Annotated in this window: 20 protein-coding genes; 15 read left to right on the top strand and 5 right to left on the bottom strand. The window is 72.6% G+C overall.

What is annotated here, in order from left to right; all coding sequences use genetic code 11:
* The first annotated feature begins 43 nt into the window (after positions 1–43).
* Positions 44–658, top strand: a complete 615-nt coding sequence (locus tag BLV96_RS38320) for a thioesterase II family protein (protein WP_086674071.1) — start codon at positions 44–46, stop codon at positions 656–658.
* On the opposite strand, the gene BLV96_RS50070 is transcribed toward BLV96_RS38320, so the two are convergent.
* The gene (locus BLV96_RS50070; RefSeq protein WP_158104092.1) at positions 607–780 is read right to left on the bottom strand and encodes a hypothetical protein; all 174 of its coding nucleotides are present in this window, start codon (positions 778–780) and stop codon (positions 607–609) included. The two genes, BLV96_RS38320 and BLV96_RS50070, sit on opposite strands and share 52 nt — an antisense overlap.
* Positions 781–921: 141 nt before the next feature.
* Here BLV96_RS50070 and BLV96_RS38315 point away from each other — a divergent pair, with 141 nt between their 5' ends.
* The 3 genes from BLV96_RS38315 to BLV96_RS38305 all read left to right on the top strand — a co-directional run bounded on the left by BLV96_RS38315 (position 922) and on the right by BLV96_RS38305 (position 2616).
* On the top strand, positions 922–1899 hold the full coding sequence (locus tag BLV96_RS38315) for a methyltransferase (RefSeq protein ID WP_086674072.1): 978 nt from the start codon (positions 922–924) through the stop codon (positions 1897–1899).
* A 112-nt stretch (positions 1900–2011) separates the two neighbouring features.
* Positions 2012–2341 carry a hypothetical protein gene (locus BLV96_RS38310; RefSeq protein WP_086674073.1) on the top strand — a complete coding sequence of 110 codons (330 nt, stop codon included), beginning with the start codon at positions 2012–2014 and terminating at the stop codon, positions 2339–2341.
* An 11-nt stretch (positions 2342–2352) separates the two neighbouring features.
* Positions 2353–2616, top strand: a complete 264-nt coding sequence (locus BLV96_RS38305) for an SH3 domain-containing protein (RefSeq protein WP_086674074.1) — start codon at positions 2353–2355, stop codon at positions 2614–2616.
* Positions 2617–2620: 4 nt separating this feature from the next.
* Here the strand turns inward: BLV96_RS38305 and BLV96_RS38300 are convergent, their stop codons facing one another.
* Complete coding sequence (locus BLV96_RS38300) at positions 2621–3532, bottom strand: Kelch repeat-containing protein (RefSeq protein WP_158104093.1); 912 nt, start codon at positions 3530–3532, stop codon at positions 2621–2623.
* Positions 3533–3875: 343 nt separating this feature from the next.
* On the opposite strand from BLV96_RS38300, the gene BLV96_RS38295 reads away from it, so the two are divergent.
* The 9 genes from BLV96_RS38295 (at position 3876) to BLV96_RS38255 (ending at position 12534) form a co-directional block, all read left to right on the top strand.
* Positions 3876–4847: an ABC transporter substrate-binding protein gene (locus BLV96_RS38295; protein ID WP_086674076.1), complete on the top strand. Its 972-nt coding sequence runs from the start codon at positions 3876–3878 to the stop codon at positions 4845–4847.
* Between the two features lie 154 nt (positions 4848–5001).
* Complete coding sequence (locus BLV96_RS38290) at positions 5002–5790, top strand: ABC transporter ATP-binding protein (RefSeq protein ID WP_086674077.1); 789 nt, start codon at positions 5002–5004, stop codon at positions 5788–5790.
* Complete coding sequence (locus tag BLV96_RS38285; RefSeq protein ID WP_086674078.1) at positions 5783–6490, top strand: ABC transporter ATP-binding protein; 708 nt, start codon at positions 5783–5785, stop codon at positions 6488–6490. The genes BLV96_RS38290 and BLV96_RS38285 overlap by 8 nt, the downstream gene beginning before the upstream one ends.
* A gap of 28 nt (positions 6491–6518) precedes the next feature.
* On the top strand, positions 6519–7370 hold the full coding sequence (locus BLV96_RS38280) for a branched-chain amino acid ABC transporter permease (protein ID WP_086674079.1): 852 nt from the start codon (positions 6519–6521) through the stop codon (positions 7368–7370).
* The gene (locus BLV96_RS38275) at positions 7367–8437 is read left to right on the top strand and encodes a branched-chain amino acid ABC transporter permease (protein WP_086674080.1); all 1071 of its coding nucleotides are present in this window, start codon (positions 7367–7369) and stop codon (positions 8435–8437) included. The genes BLV96_RS38280 and BLV96_RS38275 overlap by 4 nt, the downstream gene beginning before the upstream one ends.
* Positions 8424–9737, top strand: coding sequence for an ABC transporter substrate-binding protein (locus tag BLV96_RS38270; RefSeq protein WP_086674081.1), 1314 nt, complete (start codon positions 8424–8426; stop codon positions 9735–9737). The genes BLV96_RS38275 and BLV96_RS38270 overlap by 14 nt, the downstream gene beginning before the upstream one ends.
* Positions 9738–9798: 61 nt before the next feature.
* Positions 9799–10365 carry a TetR/AcrR family transcriptional regulator gene (locus BLV96_RS38265; RefSeq protein WP_086674082.1) on the top strand — a complete coding sequence of 189 codons (567 nt, stop codon included), beginning with the start codon at positions 9799–9801 and terminating at the stop codon, positions 10363–10365.
* Between the two features lie 21 nt (positions 10366–10386).
* Complete coding sequence (locus BLV96_RS38260) at positions 10387–11331, top strand: GlxA family transcriptional regulator (protein ID WP_086674083.1); 945 nt, start codon at positions 10387–10389, stop codon at positions 11329–11331.
* Positions 11332–11487: 156 nt separating this feature from the next.
* Positions 11488–12534: an MFS transporter gene (locus tag BLV96_RS38255; protein ID WP_086674084.1), complete on the top strand. Its 1047-nt coding sequence runs from the start codon at positions 11488–11490 to the stop codon at positions 12532–12534.
* Here the strand turns inward: BLV96_RS38255 and BLV96_RS38250 are convergent.
* From BLV96_RS38250 to BLV96_RS38240, 3 genes are all read right to left on the bottom strand, one after another.
* Positions 12500–12697 carry a hypothetical protein gene (locus BLV96_RS38250; protein ID WP_086674085.1) on the bottom strand — a complete coding sequence of 66 codons (198 nt, stop codon included), beginning with the start codon at positions 12695–12697 and terminating at the stop codon, positions 12500–12502. The genes BLV96_RS38255 and BLV96_RS38250 overlap by 35 nt on opposite strands.
* 71 nt (positions 12698–12768) lie before the next feature.
* Complete coding sequence (locus BLV96_RS38245; protein WP_086674086.1) at positions 12769–13425, bottom strand: response regulator; 657 nt, start codon at positions 13423–13425, stop codon at positions 12769–12771.
* Positions 13413–14609: a sensor histidine kinase gene (locus BLV96_RS38240; RefSeq protein ID WP_086674113.1), complete on the bottom strand. Its 1197-nt coding sequence runs from the start codon at positions 14607–14609 to the stop codon at positions 13413–13415. Before BLV96_RS38240 ends, BLV96_RS38245 begins: the two co-directional genes overlap by 13 nt.
* Positions 14610–14733: 124 nt before the next feature.
* Here BLV96_RS38240 and BLV96_RS38235 point away from each other — a divergent pair, with 124 nt between their 5' ends.
* Both BLV96_RS38235 and BLV96_RS38230 read left to right on the top strand, forming a co-directional pair.
* Positions 14734–15468, top strand: coding sequence for an ABC transporter ATP-binding protein (locus BLV96_RS38235; RefSeq protein ID WP_086674087.1), 735 nt, complete (start codon positions 14734–14736; stop codon positions 15466–15468).
* Positions 15469–15470: 2 nt separating this feature from the next.
* Positions 15471–17993: an ABC transporter permease gene (locus tag BLV96_RS38230; protein ID WP_167379885.1), complete on the top strand. Its 2523-nt coding sequence runs from the start codon at positions 15471–15473 to the stop codon at positions 17991–17993.
* Positions 17994–18245: the final 252 nt, after the last annotated feature.

Below are 18245 nucleotides of genomic sequence, written 5' to 3'. Positions count from 1 at the left end.
GCCGGATCGGCACCGGGCGGGGCGAGGGCAAAGGAGGCCGTGGGTGGACACCGACGAGGCCGAGCGGCTGCTGGTCGTCTGCTTCCCGGACGCGGGGGAGGCAGCCGGCCGGTACCGCGCGTGGCGCGATCCGCGGATCGCGGTGCACGTCGTCGAGCTGCCCGGCCGCGGCGAGCGGAGCGGGGAGCACCCCTACCGGGACATGTGGCTGCTCGTCGAGTCCCTCGCGGCGGAGCTGGCGGGGGTGCTCGCCCGGCCGCACGTGCTGTTCGGCGCGGGGCTGGGCGCGCTGGTCGCCTACCGGCTGGCGCAGCGGCGGGTGGCCGCGGGACTGGGGGTCCCGCGGGCACTCGTCGTGGCGCACCAGGCGCCGCCGGACCGGGCCGCGCGGGCGGTGCCGGAGCTGGCGGCCCGCGCGGACGTCAGCCTGCTGGCCAGCGACGCCCACGTGCCGGTGGCGCCGCCGCTGCCGTGCCCGATCCGCGGCTTCGGCGAGCCGCACGCGATGGCGGGCTGGGGCGAGCACACGGACGCGGGGTTCGTGCTGGCCCCGGCCCGCGAGCGGGACAGCGGCGCGCTGCTGCGCGACGCCGTCCTGCGGGCGGCCTACTTGGTTTCCGCGTTGGCCGTCCCGGGCTTGGGCGAGTCGCCGATGTAGGGACCGACGCCGATCGAGGGGCCGGTCTGCGGCGGGGTCTCGGCCGCCTGCGCGGCGGGCGCGAGGACGAGGACGGCCAGGAAGGCCGTACCGATGACGGCCTGGAGAACACGGGCTTTCATGTTTTCGACTCCTCACGCTTCGGGATGCGCGTCGATCTTGCCCGAGGGGACTTCCAATCCGCTTCCCTTTGCTCGCAGTGGTCGTCCGCTCACCGGCCGTCCCTTGTGGAGGGAATCGCCGGGCTGCGACCATACGTGGTCATGGGGAGTGACGACGCGAACACGATTCTGCGCATGGCGAGCCTCGCGACACCGATGGCCCTGCGGGTGGCGGTGACCCTCGGCCTGCCGGACCGCCTGCACGACCAGGACCTCACCGTGGACCGGCTGGCCGGCGACCTCGGCGTCCGGCCCGTCCCGCTCGGCCTGCTGCTGGCCCACCTGACGACGCTCGGCTTCTTCGAACGGACACCCACCGGCTACCGCACCACGGAATTCGGCGAGAACCTGTGCGGCGACAGCCTCACCACCGTCCTGCTGAACCTGGACACCGCCGGCGGGCGCGCCGAGCTGGCGTTCACCGAGCTCCTGCACAGCGTCACCACCGGACAGCCCGGCTACGACCGCCGGCACGGGCGAGACTTCTGGGCCGACCTCGCCGCGCACCCGCCGCTGCGGGAGTCCTTCGACCGGCAGATGGCGCACCGGCTGCGGGCCGGCGTCCCGCACCTCGCGGCCGGGTTCGGCTGGGGCCGGTTCGCCACGATCGTCGACCTCGGCGGCGGGCCGGGCACGGTGCTCGCGGGCATCCTGGCCGCCCACCCGGCGACCCGGGGCCGGCTGGTCGACCTCGACGTCACCACGGCGGCGGCGACGTTCGCCGAGCACGGGCTCGAGGACCGCGCCGCGGTGACGGCCGGCAGCTTCTTCGACCCGCTCCCGGCCGGCGCGGACGCCTACCTGCTCGTCGACATCCTGCACGACTGGGACGACGAGCACGCCCACCTCATCCTGGCCCGCTGCGTCGAGGCGGCCGCGCCCGACGGGCGGATCGTCGTCGTCGAACCCGTCGGCGGGCGGCAGGCCGGCACCGAGATGGACCTGGCCATGCTCGTCATCTTCGGCGGGCGCGAGCGCCGGGTCGAGGAGTTCGAGGCGCTCGCGGCGGACCACGGGCTGGTCCTGGACTCGGTGACGGACGCGGGCGGGCGTTCGGTCTTGGAGTTCCGGATCGCCTGAGCGCCGGGTGCACAGCCGGACCCGAAGTGTGCACGCACCGTCACGCGGTGGGCTTCCGCCGCCGGGCGCCGGAAGGTAGTTCTTTCCTGACACACACGGGAAAGGACCCGACATGCTCGAACGCATCCGCGCGGCAGCCGTCCTCGCCGTCGCGGCGGCGGCCGTCACCGCCGCCCCCGCGCACGCGACCGTCCAAAGTGGCAGCGGCACCATCAACGACCCCTGGGTGCCGACCCGGGCCGCGCACATCACGTGCCAGACCGCCACCCTCTTCGGCAACTACACCCCGGGCCAAGGCCACTCCGACCCGATCGCCACGCTCGTCCAGGGCAACTACATCGGCGTCCGGTACATCACCGCAGACCACTACTCCGCCGACGTCTTCTGGCACGGCAGCAGCAAGTGGGGCTTCCTCCTCCGCGACTGCTTCGCCCTGAACTGAAAGGGAAACCGATGAAACGCGCCCTGCTGACCACCACCCTCGCCGCCGCCGCGGCGATCGCCCTCGCGCCCGCCGCGAGCGCCGGTACCGTGCACGAGATCTGCGCCCAGGACCTCTACGTCCGGACGCAGCCCGCCGGCGTCATCATCGGCACCCTCTACCGCGGCGACCACTTCGAGCTTTCGCGGTACTCGCCCAGCGGCGACTGGGCCGAGGGGTACGCCATGGGTCACGTGAACCAGCGCGGCTGGATCCAGGCCGGCTGGTTCTGCTGACCGCTCACGGCAGCTTGAGCGAAAGCACGTCCGGCACCGTCACGCGCTGGCCGTAGAGGTTCGCGCTGCCACCGATCGCGAGCACCCGGTGGGCCGGGGTGGCCGCGCAGACCACCGAGGCCCGGCCGTGCGGCAGGAGGGTGCTCAGCAGCACCCACTCGCCCGTGCGGACGTCGAGGACCTCGGTCGTGCGGTCCCGCGCGGTCGGGTCCTCGACCGGCGCGGGACCGCCGCCGACCACGATGATCCGGTCTCCGACCCGCACCGCGCCGGGTGCGCCGCGGCGCTTGCGCATCGGGGCGACGGCCTCCCAGCGGCCGGTGTCCGGGCTGTACCGCTCCACCGAATCGAGCGCGTTCTGCTGCCTGCTGGGCAGCCCGCCGAGGGCGTACAGGTGCGTCTCGGTCGCGACGAGCCGGAACCGCGCCCGCGGCGTGAGCATCGGGGCCACCGGCGCCCAGCGCCCCGCCGCCGGGTCGAAGGCGAGCACGGCGTCCGTGGCGTGCTCCTCCGGATCGCCGTCGCCGACGAACCCGCCCGCCACGTACAGCTTCCCGCCCAGGCCGGCCGCCGAAGGCGCGCCGAGCGGGACCGGCAGCGGCGGGCTCGCCCGCCACGCGTCGGCCGCCGGGTCGTAGACCTCCACCACGTCGGTCGTGCGCTCGTCCGGGGTGATCCCGCCGGCGGCGTAGACCAGCCCGCCGAGCACGCCGGCCGCGTGGTTGCCGCGCGGCGTGGGCATCGGGCTGACGTAGTGCCACTCGCCGCTGCCGGTCAGCCCGCGGGTCTCCACCGAGCCGTAGGCGACGTTCCCGTCGGTGCCGCCGAGCACGAAGACGTCGTCGCCGACGGTCGCCACCTCGTGGGCGAACCGGGGCGAGAGCATCGGCGGCCGGTACTTCCAGGTTGCGTTCATCGTTTTCCAACCCCTCTTTTCGCGGCCAGAGTCTCCGCGGCGGACCCTGCTGTTACGACGGATTCGATTTCCGTTAATCGCGGCGAGACCGGTTATCCGTTTTCGGATGGCTCGGCCGGGAGGAACCTCACTGACGATCATCCGACGCAGTGGGCTGGGCCGGATGGCGGACAACGATCACGCTGTGTGCCCGCTTTTCGTTGGTTTGTTTCCGGTGGTGAGCACCGGCGCGGTATTTCTCGGCAACGTGTTTGCGGTCCGGGAAATCGTCATCTACAGTCCGGCGATCAACGGCTTTGACGCCGGAATCCGTGGTCCCCGTGTTTCTTTTCCGAGGAGTGGCATGCGCAAACGCGCCTCGACACGCCGGTTCGCCGTGCTCGCGCTGGTCCTCGCACTCGTCAGCGCGTGCAGCCAGCGCACCGCCTCCGGCGGCGGTGCCGTCGAAAAACCGTCCATCCGGGTCGCGGTCTTCGCCACCGTCGATCTCGCCACCTTCTGGCTGGCGCAGGAAGGCGGCTACTTCAAGGCGGAGGGCCTCGACGTGCAGGCCGACACCGCCGCCAGCGGGCAGGAGTCGCTGTCCCGCCTGACGGACGGCAAGGACGACCTCGCGCTCTCGACCTACACGCTGTTCTTCCTGGCGAAGAACAACGGTTCGGACGTGAAGCTGGTCTCCGACGCCACGTCGGCGAGCCCGCGCAGCAACGAGCTGGTCACCGTGCCGAACTCGGCGGTGAAGACCGTCAACGACCTCAACGGCAAACGGATCGCCATCAGCTCGAAGAACGCCGCGTCCGACGTGCTGACCCGGTCGGTCATGCGCGACCACGGCGTCGAGTTCGACAAGGTGCAGTGGGTCCCGATGCCGCTGCCGGAGATGGGGGTCGCGCTGGCGCAGGGCCGCGTCGACGCCGCCTACCAGCCGGAGCCGTTCCTCACCCAGGCCGCCAAGACGGCCGGGGCGTTCCCGGTCATCGACGCCGCCAGCGGCAGTACGCAGGCCTTCCCGCTCACCGGCTTCGGCGCCACCGGGAAGTGGGTGCAGGACCACCCGAAGACGATGCTCGCGTTCCAGCGCGCGATGCTCAACGCCACGCGCGCCGCGGTCGACCGGGGCCGGATCGAGCCGCTCGTCGTCCGCAACGCCCACGTGGACCAGGACATCGCGAGCCTGATGGTGATGCCGGCGTTCGGGTCCACCCTGGACGCCCGCCGCATCCAGCGCGTGCCGGACCTGCTGCAGCAGCTGGGCGTCATCCAGACGAAGCTCGACGCCTCTTCGATGATCACCCCGCAGGCCGGCACGGGCTGATCCCGGCACGACACGACGAAGGGCGGGTGCGCTGAAGAGCGCGCCCGCCCTTTTCGTGTGGATTCGTGCCTTGACACGACCGGCGTCGCACCCCACCCTCTTCATACCGACCGCGCGGTACGGCCTGGTCCACATGGTGAGACAGGAGTCGACGATGACCCTCCCCGGCGAGGACCTGCTCGTAGTGGACGGTCTCACCGTCCGGTTCGGCGGGCTCACCGCGCTGCACGACGTCCGGCTGAGCGTCGACGCCGGCACGGTCGTCGGGGTCATCGGGCCCAACGGCGCCGGGAAGACCACGCTCTTCAACGTCATCTGCGGGTTCGTCCGGCCGCAGTCCGGCCGCGTGGTCTGGCGCGGGGAGCCCCTCGTGCGCCACCGCCCCGAGCACCTCGCGGGCCTCGGGATCGTCCGGACCCTGCAGGGGCTCGGCCTGTTCGCCGGGCTGACCGTGCTCGAGAACGTGATGGCCGGCGCGGGCCGCCACGCCCGCACCGGCGTCCTGCCCGCGCTCGTCGGCGCCGGCCGGTCGGCGCGCGACGAATCCGACCTGGCCGCGCGGGCCCGCGCCACGCTCGGCGAACTCGGGATCGCCGACCTGGCCGACCGATTGCCCGGCGTGCTGCCCTACGGCGTGCGAAAACGCGTCGCCCTCGCCCGGGCGCTGGTGGCCGAGCCCGACCTGCTGCTGCTCGACGAACCCGCGAGCGGCCTGTTCGCCGAGCTCGTCGAGCTGTCGACGCTGATCCTCTCGCTGCGGCGGCACATGGCGGTCGTGCTGGTCGAACACCACATGGACCTCGTGATGCAGGTGTGCGACCGGGTCGTGGTGCTCAACTTCGGCGAGGTGATCGCCGCGGGCACACCGGCCGAGATCCAGGCCGACCCCCGCGTCGCCGAGGCCTACCTGGGCGACCCCGCCGAGGAGGCCCCGGATGCTTGAGATCGACGGGCTTTCCGTGGCCTACGGCGCCGTCCGCGCGCTCGACGGCGTCGGCATCGAGGTCGACCGCGGCGGGATCACCGCCGTGCTCGGCGCGAACGGCGCCGGCAAGACGACGCTGCTGCGCACGATCAGCGGCCTGCAGCCCGCCCGCCGCGGCCGGATCGCCTGGGACGGCAAGGAACTGACCGGCCTGGCGCCCGACCGCATCGCCCGCGGCGGGGTCGCGCACGTGCCCGAGGGCGGCGGCGTCATCACCGAGCTGACCGTCGACGAGAACCTCCGGCTGGGCGCCCTGTGGCGGCGGGACCGCGCCGACCGCGCGGCCGCCCGCGAGGAGGTCTACGAGCTCTTCCCGCCGCTGGAAGAACGGTCGGCGAAACCCGCGTCGACGCTGTCCGGCGGCGAGCGGCAGATGCTGGCGATCGGCCGCGCGCTGATGAGCCGGCCGTCGCTGCTGCTGCTCGACGAACCCTCGCTCGGGCTCGCGCCGCTGATCACCGCCCGGATCATGGGGATCCTGCGCGACCTGCGGGCCTCGACCGGGCTCACCGTCGTGCTCGTCGAGCAGAACGCGCACTCCGCGCTGTCCATCGCCGACCGCGGGTACGTCCTGGCGCTGGGCCGGGTTGTCGCCGTCGACACCGCGGCCGAACTGCTGGCCGACGACGGCCTCCGCCACGCCTACCTCGGTTTCTGAGCAACCACCAGGGAGAGAACGGTCCGGTATGCAGGAATTCCTCGACCTGACCCTCGGCGGGATCTCCGCCGGCGCGGTCTACGCGGCGCTCGGGCTCGCGCTGGTCATCATCTACCGGGCCACCCGGGTGGTGAACTTCGCCCAGCCCGCCCTCGCCCTGATCTCGACGTACCTCGCGTACTCGGTGACGAAGGCGACGGGCAGCTACTGGCTCGGCTTCGCCGTCGCGATCGTGGCCGGGACCGTGCTGGGTGTCGCCACCGAACGGCTGCTGATCCGGCCGCTGCGGCACCGCTCCGAGCTGAGCTCGATCATCGTCACCCTCGGGCTTTTGCTGGTGCTGCAGGCGATCGCGGGCATGATCTGGTCCAACGAGCCGCTGGCGTTCCCGTACGCCTTCGACTTCCGCGGCCGGTTCTCCGCCAACGACCTGTTCGTCGTGCTGATCGTGCTGGCCATCGCCGCGCTCGTGCTGGTGGTGTTCAAGTACACGCCGCTGGGCCTGCGGATGCGGGCGGCCGCGTTCGCCCCGGACGTCGCCCGCACGCTCGGCGTGCGGGTCGGGCTGATGCTCACCGTCGGCTGGGGGATGGCCGCGGCCGTCGGCTCCCTGGCCGGGCTGCTCGCCACGCCGCCGTTCCTCTTCCCGAACGTCCTGGACGGCGTCTTCGTCTACGCCCTCACCGCCGCCGTGCTCGGCGGGCTCGACAACCCCTTGGGCACCATCGCCGGCGGGTTCGTGCTCGGCGTCGGACTGTCCTACGTGTCCGGTTACCTGGGACCGGAGATGGTGACGATCGCGGCGCTGGCGATCCTCGTCGTCGTGCTGATCGTGCGGCCCAGCGGGTTGTTCGGCCGGGCGAAGGTGAGGCGGGTATGACGGTGCGCACGAGCCTTCCGGAAAGCCGCGTGGAAGCCGCCGCGAAAAAGCGGATGCTGCCGCCCCTGCTGCGCCACACCCTGTACGCGCTGGCCGCGTTCGCCGCCGTCGTCGCGCTGACCCTGGTCACCGACGAGTTCACCAACCTGCGGATCGCGACCATCGGCTACTACCTGATCGCGGTGGCCGGGCTGACCCTGCTGACCGGCCTCACCGGCCAGGTTTCGCTGGGCCACGGCGCGTTCATGTTCATCGGCGCGTACACGGTCGCCTTGCTGGTCAAGCACGTGCCGTCGTTCCCGCTGTGGGCCGACCTGCTGCTCGCGTCGGTCGCGGGCGGGCTCGCCGGGCTGCTGGCGGGGGCGGCCGCGGCCCGGTTGCGCGGCCCGTACCTCGCCGGCGCGACGCTCGCGCTGGCCGTCGGCCTGCCCGCGCTGACCCGCCGGTTCCAGGACTTCCTGGGCGGCAGCAACGGGTTGAGCTTCACCGTCCACAGCAGACCGTCCGGCGTGGCGATCCCGGAACTGCGCTGGCAGACCTGGATCGTCTGGCTCAGCGTGCTCATCGCGCTGGTGCTCGTGGTGAACGTCGTGCGCGGCCGGCTCGGGCGCGACTTCCGCGCGGTCCGCGACGACGAGGTCGCCGCGTCGCTGAGCGGGATCGCCGTCGGACGAACGAAAATCCTCGCGTTCCTCATCAGCGCGGTGTGCGGCGGTCTCGCCGGCGGCCTCCAGGCGTTCCTGCTCGGCACCGCCGCGCCAGGCTCGTTCACGCCCGCGTTGTCGCTGAGCCTGCTGGCCGCGGTCGTGCTGGGCGGGCTCGGGTCCCTGTGGGGCGCGCTGTGGGGCGCGGTCGCGCTCGTCTACTTCCAGGCCTGGTCCGAGGACCTCGCCGACGTTCTGCACCTGAACACCGACGTCGCCAACAACCTCCCGCTCGCGGTGTACGGCGTGATCCTCATCGTCGTCGTGCTCGCGTTCCCGCGCGGTATCCAGGGTGGTTTCCAAAAGCTGCGCGGCATTCTCCGTCGACCCGCCGAAAAGAAGGAGAACCATGAGAACCACTAGGTACGGCGCGGGGTTCGTCGCCCTCGCCCTGGCGCTGACCGCGTGCGGTGGAGCGGGGGAGAGCGACGGCGGTGGCCAGCAGGCGGCCGACTCGGCCGTCGGCGTCACGAAGGACACCGTCACCATCGGCACGCACCAGCCGCTCACCGGCCCGGCCGCACCCGGGTACAGCAAGATCTCCGTCGGCGCCCGGGCGGTGTTCCAGGCGATCAACGACGGCGGCGGGATCAACGGCCGCAAGATCGACTACAAGGTCGAGGACGACGGCTACAACCCGACGAAGACCGTCGAGGTCGTCAAGAAGCTCGTGCTGCAGGACAAGGTGTTCGCGATCGTCGGCGGGCTCGGGACCCCGACGCACTCGAAGGTCGTCGACTACCTCAACACCGAGGGCGTGCCGGACCTGCTGGTGTCCTCGGGCGCGCTCGCGTGGGACAACCCGCAGAAGGCGCCGATGACCTTCGGCTACCAGGTGGACTACACGCGCGAAGGCAAGATCCAGGGCAAGTACATCAAGGACACCTTCGCCGGCAAGAAGATCGGGTACTTCACGCAGAACGACGACGTCGGCCGCGACACCCAGGCCGGGCTCGACCAGTTCGTCAAGGACCAGACCGTCGTCCGGCAGGGCTACGACAGCGCGAACACCGACGTCACGCCGCAGCTGTCCGCGCTCAAGGCCGCGGGCGCCGAAGTCGTGGTCTGCGAGTGCATCCCGGCGTTCACTGCGCTGTCGATCCTGGCCGCGGCGAAGATCGGGTACAAGCCGCAGTTCGTCGTCAGCAGCATCGGCGCGGACCCGGCGACGCTGTCGGGGCTGCTGCAGGACTTCGCCAAGCGCGGCGGCGCCAGCGTGTCGAGCGCGCAGCTGCTGGCCGGGCTGATCGGCACCGGCTACCTGCCCGACGTCGCGCAGACGACCGACCCGTGGGTCGCCTACTTCAAGGGCATCCACGACAAGTACATCCCGAAGGAGCCGCTCACCAACACGCTGTTCTACGGGATGGTGCAGGCGTACACGTTCGGCCAGGCGCTGAAGGCCGCCGGGCCGGACCCGACGCGGCAGAAGATCGTCGAAGCGATGAGCTCGGGCGCCCTGAAGGGGCCGGGGCTGACGCCGTTCGGGTTCTCGAAGGACTCGCACTCCGGCTACACCGGCGCGTACGTGTTCAAGATCAACCCGGACACCACGACGACGGTGATCCAGCCACCGTCGGTCACCGACCGGGGCACCGGGGCGATCACGCCGTACACCGGTGAACGCGCCACCCCGGACCAGGTGAACCTGCTGGGTAAGTAATGGACCGGACCGGCCCGTGGCGCCGCGCGGGCCGGTCCGGCCGCTCACCTAGGGTGGCGACATGAACGTGCGGGACAAGGTGGTGCGGGCGGCGGTGCGCCTGTTCGCCGAGAAGGGCTTCGAGGCCACGACGGTCCGCGAAATCGTCGAGGAGGCCGGCGTCACCAAAGGCGGGCTGTACCACTACTTCGAGTCCAAGGACGACCTGCTCTTCGAGATCTACACGGCGATGCTGCGGATGCAGACGCGCCGGATGGTGACGATCGCGGAGTCGGACCTGCCGCTGCCGGAGCGGCTGCACGCGATCGTCGCCGACGTCGTCGTGACGAGCATCGCCGACCTCGACGCGGCGACGGTGTTCTTCCAGTCGTTCCCGCTGCTGGAGAAGTCCAAGCAGGTCCAGGTGCGCGCCGAGCGGCGCACCTACCACGAGCGCGTGCGGGACCTGGTCGCCGAGGGGCAGCGGGCCGGGGTGTTCCGCGCCGACGTCCCCGCCGACCTGGTGATCAACTACCACTTCGGCGCCATCCACCGGCTCGGCATGTGGTACCACGCCGACGGCTCGCTGTCGGGCGAGCAGGTCGGCGAGCACTTCGCGAACCTGATGCTGCGCAGCCTCCGTCCATAGTGGACGATCTATCGTGGGGGCATGCACATCGTGGCGGTCCTCGCGCTCGACCAGGTCGTCCCGTTCGACCTGGCGACGCCCATCGAGGTCTTCTCGCGGACGCTCCTGAGCGGCCGGCCGGCGTACGAGGTCCGGATCTGCGGCCCCGCGCGCGAGCTGGACGCGGGGATGTTCACGCTGCGGCCGCCGTGGGACCTGTCCGGGCTGGCCGACGCCGACACGATCATCGTGCCGGGCCGTTCGGCTAACCCGCCGGTGCCGGCTTCGGTGATTTCCGCTTTGCGGTCCGCGGCCGCCCGGGGAGCGCGGATCGCGTCGATCTGCTCGGGCGCGTTCGTGCTGGCCGAGACGGGCTTGCTGGACGGCCTGCGCGCGACGACCCACTGGGCGGCGGCGGGGGAGCTCGCCCGGCGGTACCCGGCGATCGAGGTGGACCCGGACGTGCTGTACGTCGACAACGGGCAGCTCCTGAGTTCGGCGGGCGCGGCGGCGGGCCTGGACCTGTGCCTGCACCTGATCCGCCGCGACCACGGTTCGGCGGTGGCGGCCTCGGCGGCCCGCCTGTCGGTGATGCCGTTGGAGCGCGAGGGCGGCCAGGCCCAGTTCATCGCGCACGACCCACCGCCGACGCCGCGCGGGTCGGAGCTGGAGCCGGTGCTGGCGTGGCTGGAGGAGAACTGCGCGTCGGAGCTGACGCTGTCCGGAGTGGCGGCCCAGGTGGGGATGAGCACGCGCACGTTGAACCGCCGCTTCCGCGAGCAGACGGGGACAACGCCGTTACAGTGGCTGCTGCGGGTGCGGGTCCGGCGGGCGCAGCACCTGCTGGAGTCGACGGGGGAGCCGGTGGACCGGATCGCCGGGTTGGTGGGGTTCGGGTCGCCGGGGGCCTTCCGTGAGCGGTTCAAGCGGGTGGTGGGGACTAGTCCGCAGGCCTACCGGGCGAGCTTCCGGGCCCCGGTGGGCTGATCCCGGCGGCTGCGTTAGGGTCGGCGCCATGTCGAGCCCCGAAGCGTCCAGGGCGGGGCTGCCGGTCACTCCGGCAGCCCGGTAACTCCCCGCCTCCCCGGGCTCCCGGGTGACCACGAAAGCGTCCCATGCCTTCGTGATCCCTGGAGTTTCGCTGTGCCCCTTTACTTCCTCGCCCTCGGCGTGTTCGCCATGGGCACGTCCGAGTTCATGCTCGCCGGGCTCGTCCCCGGCATCGCCGCCGCGTTCGACGTCACGCTGGCGCAGGCCGGGTACCTGACCAGCGCGTTCGCCGCCGGGATGGTGGTCGGGGCGCCGCTCATGGCCGCCCTCGCGCGGACCTGGCGTCGCCGGACCGCGCTGCGGACCTTCCTCGCCCTCTTCGTCGCGATGCACGTCGTCGGCGCGCTGACGTCGTCGTTCGGCGTCCTGCTCGGCACGCGGTTGGTCGCCGCCGTCGCGAATGCCGGGTTTCTCGCCGTCGCGTTGACCGCGGCCACCTCGCTCGTGCCGGCGGACCGCACCGGACGCGCGCTCGCCGTCCTCCTCGGCGGGACGACCCTGGCCTGCGCCGCGGGCATCCCCGGCGGGGCGCTGCTCGGCTGGCCCACGGCCTCCTGGACCGTCGCCGCGCTGTGCCTGCCCGCCTTCGCCGCGGTGTCGCGCGTCCCCGGCACCCCCGCCGGCGGGGTGGCCGACCTGAGGAGCGAGTTCGCCGAACTCCGCCCGCTCGCCCCGGTGCTGCTCCGGGCGGCGCTGGTCAACGCCGCCACCTTCGGCGTCTTCACCTACTTGGCGCCGCTGAGCGAAGGTGTCGCGCCCGCGCCGGTGGTGCTCGGCCTCTTCGGTGCCGGGTGCTTCGCCGGCATCACCGCGGCGGGGCGGCTCGCGGACCGGTGGCCCGGCCGGGTCGTCGCCCTCGGTGGGTCGCTGCTGCTCGGGGGCTGGGTCGTGCTCGCCCTGGTGCCGGCGGCGCTCGTGGTCCTCGCGTTCCCGCAAGGCGCGCTGGCCTTCGCGGTCGGCGGCACGGTGATCACGCGGATCCTCCGTGCGGCCACCGGTGCGCCGACCATGGCGGGCTCCTACGCGACGGCGGCCCTGAACGTCGGCGCGACGGCGGGTCCGATCCTCGCCGGCGCGCTGGACCCGTTCTGGGTCGCCGCGGTGCTCACCGCTGCTGCCGTCGCCGGACGTAGTAGGTGATCAGGCCGGCGGTCGCGGCGAGCGCGATCCCGCCGGCGATCATCCGGAGCGTGAAGTCGAGGCCGGTCACGGAACCGCCGGCGTTGACAGCGGCGCTGACGGCGAGGACCACCCAGAGGACGACGGGGGTGGCGGTGCGGGCGGGAGCAGTGGTGTTTTCCATGCCCCGAACACTACGAACGCGCCGCTGCCGGAACGATCCCGCCGGCACCCGGATCCGGGGTAGCGCCAGCGCTACCCCGCGTCGCGGCCGAGGTAGGCGAGCACCGCCAGCACCCGGCGGTGCCCGCCGCCTTCGTCGGACGGCAGGCCGAGCTTCGCGAAGATGTTGCGGATGTGCTTGAGCACCGCGCCGTCGCTGACGACGAGCAGCTCCGCGATCGTGCCGTTGTTGTAGCCCTCGGCCATCAGCGCCAGCACCTCCCGCTCCCGCGCGGTCAACGCTTCGAGGGGGTCGGCCGCGCGCCGGCGGGACATCAGCTGGCCGATGACCTCCGGGTCCATCGCCGTGCCGCCCTTCGCGACCCGTTCGAGCGCGTCGAGGAACCGCTCGACCTTGCCGACGCGCTCCTTGAGCAGGTACCCGACCGCGCCGACGCCGTCCGCGAGCAGCTCGACGGCGTAGCTCGTCTCGACGTGCGCCGACAGCACCAGCACCGGCAGCCCGGGGTGGATCTCGCGGGCGCGCACGGCCGCGCGCAGGCCCTCGTCGCGGTGGGTCGGCGGCATCCGGACGTCCATGACGACGGCGTCGGGCCGGTCGCCTTCGACGAACTCGAGGAAGCCCTCGGCGTTGTCGAACGTGGCGGCCACCTCGATGCCCGCCGTCTTCAGCAGCAGCGCGAGGCCTTCGCGCAGCAAGGCGTCGTCTTCGGCGATCACGACCCGCATGGCAGCTCCACTCGCAGCACGGTCGGCCCACCGGGTGGGCTGGTCAAGGTGAGGGTTCCGTCGAAGGCCTCGGCGCGGCGCCGGATCCCGGAGAGCCCGCTGCCGCGCCGCTCGTCGGCGCCGCCGCGGCCGTCGTCCCGGATCCGCAGGGACAGCAGGGAAGCCGTGCCGCCGAGCGTGATGTCCACAGTGGACGCGTCGGCGTGCTTGGTGACGTTCGCCAGCACCTCGGCGACGACGAAGTACGCGGCGGCCTCGACCGCGGCCGGGCGGTGGGTCTCGTACTCGACGTGGACCGCCGTCGGCACCGGGCAGTGCTCGGCCAGCGCGCGCACCGCCCCGGTGAGCCCGCGCTCGCTCAGCAGCGGCGGGTAGATGCTGCGCACGACGGTCCGCAGCTCGGCCAGCGCGTCGGTCGCGGTGTCCTGGGCCTTGACCAGCAGGTCGCGCACCGTGTCCGGGTCGCGGTCGTAGAGCTGCCCGGCGATGCCGAGCTGGAGCACGACCGCGGCGATCCGCGCCTGGGTGCCGTCGTGCAGGTCACGCTCGATGCGGCGCAGCTCGGCGCCGTGCGCCTCCAGCGCGGCCGCCCGCGTCGCGGTCAGTTCGGCGACCCGGTCGGCCAGCACGACACCGGGCGCCGGCCGGAGCAGCTTCCGCGCGGTGCGGGCCTGCCAGCGCGCGGCGCGGGGCAGCAGGAGCGTCAGCCCGGCGAAGGCGATGCCGGCCAGGAGGGTCAGCCCGGCCCGCGGCCACGAATCGACCACGAAGCCGAGGGACCCTTCGATCCCGCCCGCGGCCGGCCAGGCCACGAGCGTCACGACCTGCTGGACCACGCCGAGCGGCAGGCCGAACGCCATGCTGCCGAGCAGCATCCCGGTCGCGGCGTGGATCGCGAGCCACGCGAGGTCGCGGCGGGTCGCCGGGTCCTTCAGCGGGGAGCCGTCGCGGTAGGGCTCGGGAATGGCCTCGCCGAGCCGGCGCGCGGCCCGGCGCCGGTCGACCCCGACCGGCCACCGCGAAAGCCGGATCGCCGGGGCCAGCGACGGGATCCCGACCCCGAACGGGCACAGCAGCAGCACGCCGAAGAGCCCGGCCAGAGCCAGGATCGACAGCACCGAGGTGCCGGCGCCGACCACGAGGTACCGGATCGCCGACCACCACACGCGCAGGCGGGACTTCACGACGGGAGTGTCCCACCCCACCACCGTGGTGGTGCTGGCGCTACCCCGGATCCACCTCTCCACGGGATCGATCGGGCCAGGTCAGCGCCCTAGTTTTCGTGTCAGAGAACGAAGGGGATCGAAAATGACCACAGGGAACGCGCTGGAACTGGCCGGGGTGCGGAAGGTGTACGGCTCCGGCGACGGCGCCGTCACCGCGCTCGACGGCGTGACGACGGGGGTGCCGCGGGGGACGTTCACCGCCGTGATGGGCCCGTCGGGCTCGGGCAAGAGCACCTTCCTGCACTGCGCGGCCGGGCTGGACCGGCCGACGTCGGGGAAGGTCGTGCTCGGCGGCACCGAGATCGGGCGGCTGAAGGAGAACGAGCTGACGCGGCTGCGGCGCACCCGCGTCGGGTTCGTGTTCCAGGCCTACAACCTGCTGCCGTCGCTGAACGTGCTGCAGAACATCACGCTGCCGATGCGGCTGGCCGGCGCCAAGCCGGATCCGCAGTGGCTGCGCGAAATCGTCGAAGGCGTCGGGATGGCCAAGCGGCTGGAGCACCGGCCGGCGGAGCTGTCCGGCGGGCAGCAGCAGCGCGTCGCGATCGCGCGGGCGCTCATCGCCCGGCCCGACGTCGTGCTGGCCGACGAGCCGACCGGCGCGCTCGACACCCGCACCGCGCGGCAGGTCCTCGACCTGCTCCGCGCCGTCGTCGACGGGATGGGCCAGACGGTCCTGATGGTGACCCACGACCCGGTCGCCGCCTCGGCCGCGCACGGCGTCCTCTTCCTGGCCGACGGCAAGCTGGCCGGGCACCTGCCGCACCCCACCCCCGAGCGGGTGGCGGAGCGCATGACGCACCTCGGGGAGTGGTGAGCGTGCTGACCCTCGCGTGGCAGACCATCCGCAGCCGGCTCGGCGGGTTCACCGGCGCTTTCATCGCGATCCTCTGCGGTACCGCGCTGGTCGCGGGCTGCGGGGTCCTCATGGAGTCCGGCCTGCGCGCCGGCGTCCCCACCCAGCGCTACGCCGCCGCGGCCGTCGTCGTCGGCGGTGCCCAGACCGTGCACCCGCCGGGTGCCGACGCGCTGACGTTCGACCAGGTCGGCGAGCAGCCTTCGGTGCCCGCGGAGCTGGCCGGGCGGATCGCTTCGGTGCCCGGTGTCCGGACGGCGGTGGCCGAGCAGAGCTTCCCGGCGCAGGTCGTCACGGCTTCCGGGGAGGTGCTCGGCGGCCCGCAGTCGCTGGGCCACAACTGGGACGCGGCCGTCCTGGCGCCGTTCCGGCTGAGCGCCGGCCGGGCGCCCGGGGCGCCGGACGAGGTCGTGCTGGACGCCGAACTGGCGCGGCAGGCGGGGGTCGGTGTCGACGGGCAGGTGCGGATCATGACCCGATCAGTGCCCGTCGAGTTCCGCGTGAGCGGGATCGTGGACGCGTTGTCGCGGCAGTCGGCGCTGTTCTTCACGCCGTCCCGGGCCCTGGAACTGGCCGCCCGCCCCGGCCAGGCGCACGCGATCGGCGTCCTGGCCGAACCTGGTGTGGCGCCCGAGACGCTGGCCGAGCGGATCGGCGCGGTCGCCGGTGGCGCCGAAGTCACCACCGGCGTCGAGCGCAGCACGATCGAGTTCCTCGACGTCAGCCAGACGCGGACGCTGCTGCTCGCGATCGCCGGCTCGTTCGGCGGGTTCGCCCTGCTCGTGGCCATTTTCGTGGTGGCCAGCACGCTCGCGTTGACGATCAACCAGCGGCGCCGGGAGTTCGCGCTGCTGCGGGCGGTCGCGGCGACGCCGCGGCAGATCCGCAAGCTCATCGGCCTGGAGACGACGATCGTCGCGCTCGTCGCCGGCGTGCTCGGCGGCGCGCTGGGCCTGGCGGTCGCGTCCGGGCTGCGCGACGCGTTCGCCGCGATCGGCGTGATCCCGGCCGACTTCGGCCTGGCGATCAGCCCGCTGCCGTCGCTGGCGGCGGTGCTGCTGGGGCTGGGCGCGGCCCGGCTGGCGGCGTGGGCGGCGTCGCGGCGCCCGTCGTCGATCCGGCCGGTCGAGGCACTCGGCGAGGCGGCGGTCGAACGTCGTGAGCTCGGCCGCGTCCGGGCGATCACCGGCTGGAGCCTGGTGCTGGCCGGGTTGGCCGGTGCGCTGGTGCCGCTGTTCCTGCGCGGCGACGTGGCGACGGCGGTTTCGTCGATGTCGACGCTGGTGATCGTGATCGGGCTGGCCGTGGTGGGGCCGCAGGTGACCGGGGTGGCGGTGCGGTTCCTGAGCCCGGTGCTGGCGCGGCTGTGGCGGATCAGCGGCTACCTGGCCGGGGCGAACGCCCAGGCCGGCACGCGGCGCCTGGCCGCGGCGGCGACGCCGTTGATGCTGGCGATCGCGTTCGCGCTGGCGATGTTCTACGGCCCCACGTCCGCGACGGCGGCCGCCGCAGCGGAGACCTCGCGCTCGACCACGGCCGACTACGAGCTGTCCGGCCCGGCGGGGGTCTCGCCGGAGGTGGCCGCGGCGGTCAGCCGGTTGCCGGGCGTGGCCGCGGCGACGCCGGTGGTGCGCACGTCGGTGCTGACGGTGTCGACGGTGGGCGACAGCACGGACGTCCAGCGAACGTCGGCGCAGGGGCTGGGTTCGTCTCAGGGGGTGTTGGAACTGGGCGTCGACTCCGGCCGGCTCGCGGATTTGACGGGCGACACGGTGGCGCTGAGCAAGGCGGAGGCCGCCTGGCAGGACAAGAAGCTGGGCGACGAGGTGACGTTCTATTTCGGCGACGGCGTCCCGGCCAAGCTCCGCCTGGTGGCGACGTACACGCACGACAAGGCTTTCGGCGACTTCGTCCTGCCGGTTTCGTTGGCACGTCAGCACAATGGCGGGCGGTTGGACGACTCGGTGCTGGTCCGGCGTGCTCCCGGCGCGGATCCCGCGGCGGTGGCCGCGGCGTTGCGTTCGTTGCCGTACCCGGGTTTGACGGTGGCTGCGTCGTCTTCGTCCGCGTCCGCTTCGCCGTCTTCGGAGGCGCAGTTCTACTTGAACCTGGTGGCGGCGGGGGTGATCGTCGGGTACTTGGCGATTTCGGTGGCCAACACACTGGTGTTGACGACGGCCCAGCGGTCCCGCGAGTTCGCGTTGCTGCGGTTGGTGGGGACGACTCGTCGCCAGGTGACGCACATGATGCGGCTCGAGGCTTTGGTGACGGTGGGGATCGCCGTGGTCGTGGGGACTGTGGTCGCGTTGGTGCCATTGGGGTTGCTGAACGCGGGGTTGCGGGGGAGCCCGGTGCCGTCGGGTCCGTTGTCCGTCTACTTCGGAGTCATCGGCGGGGCGGCGGTACTGGGGTTCTTGGCGATGGGGTTGTCGACGTTCGTGGCACTGAGGGCCCGGCCGATCGACGCTATCGGCCTGCGGGAGTAGCTGCGGGGGTGGAAGGCGGGTGGTGCCGAGGGGGCACCACCCGCCATCGGCCAGGACGCGCGCGGTCTTCCGCCGGAGCGACAGCTCCTGGGCGACGTCACCGGTCACCATCGTGGCCGACGTCGCGATGGCTATTTCGGCCAGGCCGCCGTCGTGGAGCTGGTGCACCAGCAGGTTGTGGACGCGTTGGCTCGTCTGCTGGTGAGTTGGTAATCACTGCCGTACTCGCGAAACTTTCCGAAAGTCATTGTC

This window comes from Amycolatopsis pretoriensis, from assembly GCF_900107925.1.
Classification (GTDB): Bacteria; Actinomycetota; Actinomycetes; order Mycobacteriales; family Pseudonocardiaceae; genus Amycolatopsis; species Amycolatopsis pretoriensis.
Note: the sequence above shows the minus strand (reverse complement) of the source record. Positions and strands in the feature narration are given on the sequence as shown.

Coding starts and splice junctions, on each gene's coding strand:
- BLV96_RS50070 (WP_158104092.1), bottom strand. CDS start 780: ATGAAAGCCCGTGTTCTCCAGGCCGTCATCGGTACGGCCTTCCTGGCC.
- BLV96_RS38315 (WP_086674072.1), top strand. CDS start 922: ATGGGGAGTGACGACGCGAACACGATTCTGCGCATGGCGAGCCTCGCG.
- BLV96_RS38310 (WP_086674073.1), top strand. CDS start 2,012: ATGCTCGAACGCATCCGCGCGGCAGCCGTCCTCGCCGTCGCGGCGGCG.
- BLV96_RS38305 (WP_086674074.1), top strand. CDS start 2,353: ATGAAACGCGCCCTGCTGACCACCACCCTCGCCGCCGCCGCGGCGATC.
- BLV96_RS38300 (WP_158104093.1), bottom strand. CDS start 3,532: ATGAACGCAACCTGGAAGTACCGGCCGCCGATGCTCTCGCCCCGGTTC.
- BLV96_RS38295 (WP_086674076.1), top strand. CDS start 3,876: ATGCGCAAACGCGCCTCGACACGCCGGTTCGCCGTGCTCGCGCTGGTC.
- BLV96_RS38290 (WP_086674077.1), top strand. CDS start 5,002: ATGACCCTCCCCGGCGAGGACCTGCTCGTAGTGGACGGTCTCACCGTC.
- BLV96_RS38285 (WP_086674078.1), top strand. CDS start 5,783: ATGCTTGAGATCGACGGGCTTTCCGTGGCCTACGGCGCCGTCCGCGCG.
- BLV96_RS38280 (WP_086674079.1), top strand. CDS start 6,519: ATGCAGGAATTCCTCGACCTGACCCTCGGCGGGATCTCCGCCGGCGCG.
- BLV96_RS38275 (WP_086674080.1), top strand. CDS start 7,367: ATGACGGTGCGCACGAGCCTTCCGGAAAGCCGCGTGGAAGCCGCCGCG.
- BLV96_RS38270 (WP_086674081.1), top strand. CDS start 8,424: ATGAGAACCACTAGGTACGGCGCGGGGTTCGTCGCCCTCGCCCTGGCG.
- BLV96_RS38265 (WP_086674082.1), top strand. CDS start 9,799: ATGAACGTGCGGGACAAGGTGGTGCGGGCGGCGGTGCGCCTGTTCGCC.
- BLV96_RS38260 (WP_086674083.1), top strand. CDS start 10,387: ATGCACATCGTGGCGGTCCTCGCGCTCGACCAGGTCGTCCCGTTCGAC.
- BLV96_RS38250 (WP_086674085.1), bottom strand. CDS start 12,697: ATGGAAAACACCACTGCTCCCGCCCGCACCGCCACCCCCGTCGTCCTC.
- BLV96_RS38245 (WP_086674086.1), bottom strand. CDS start 13,425: ATGCGGGTCGTGATCGCCGAAGACGACGCCTTGCTGCGCGAAGGCCTC.
- BLV96_RS38235 (WP_086674087.1), top strand. CDS start 14,734: ATGACCACAGGGAACGCGCTGGAACTGGCCGGGGTGCGGAAGGTGTAC.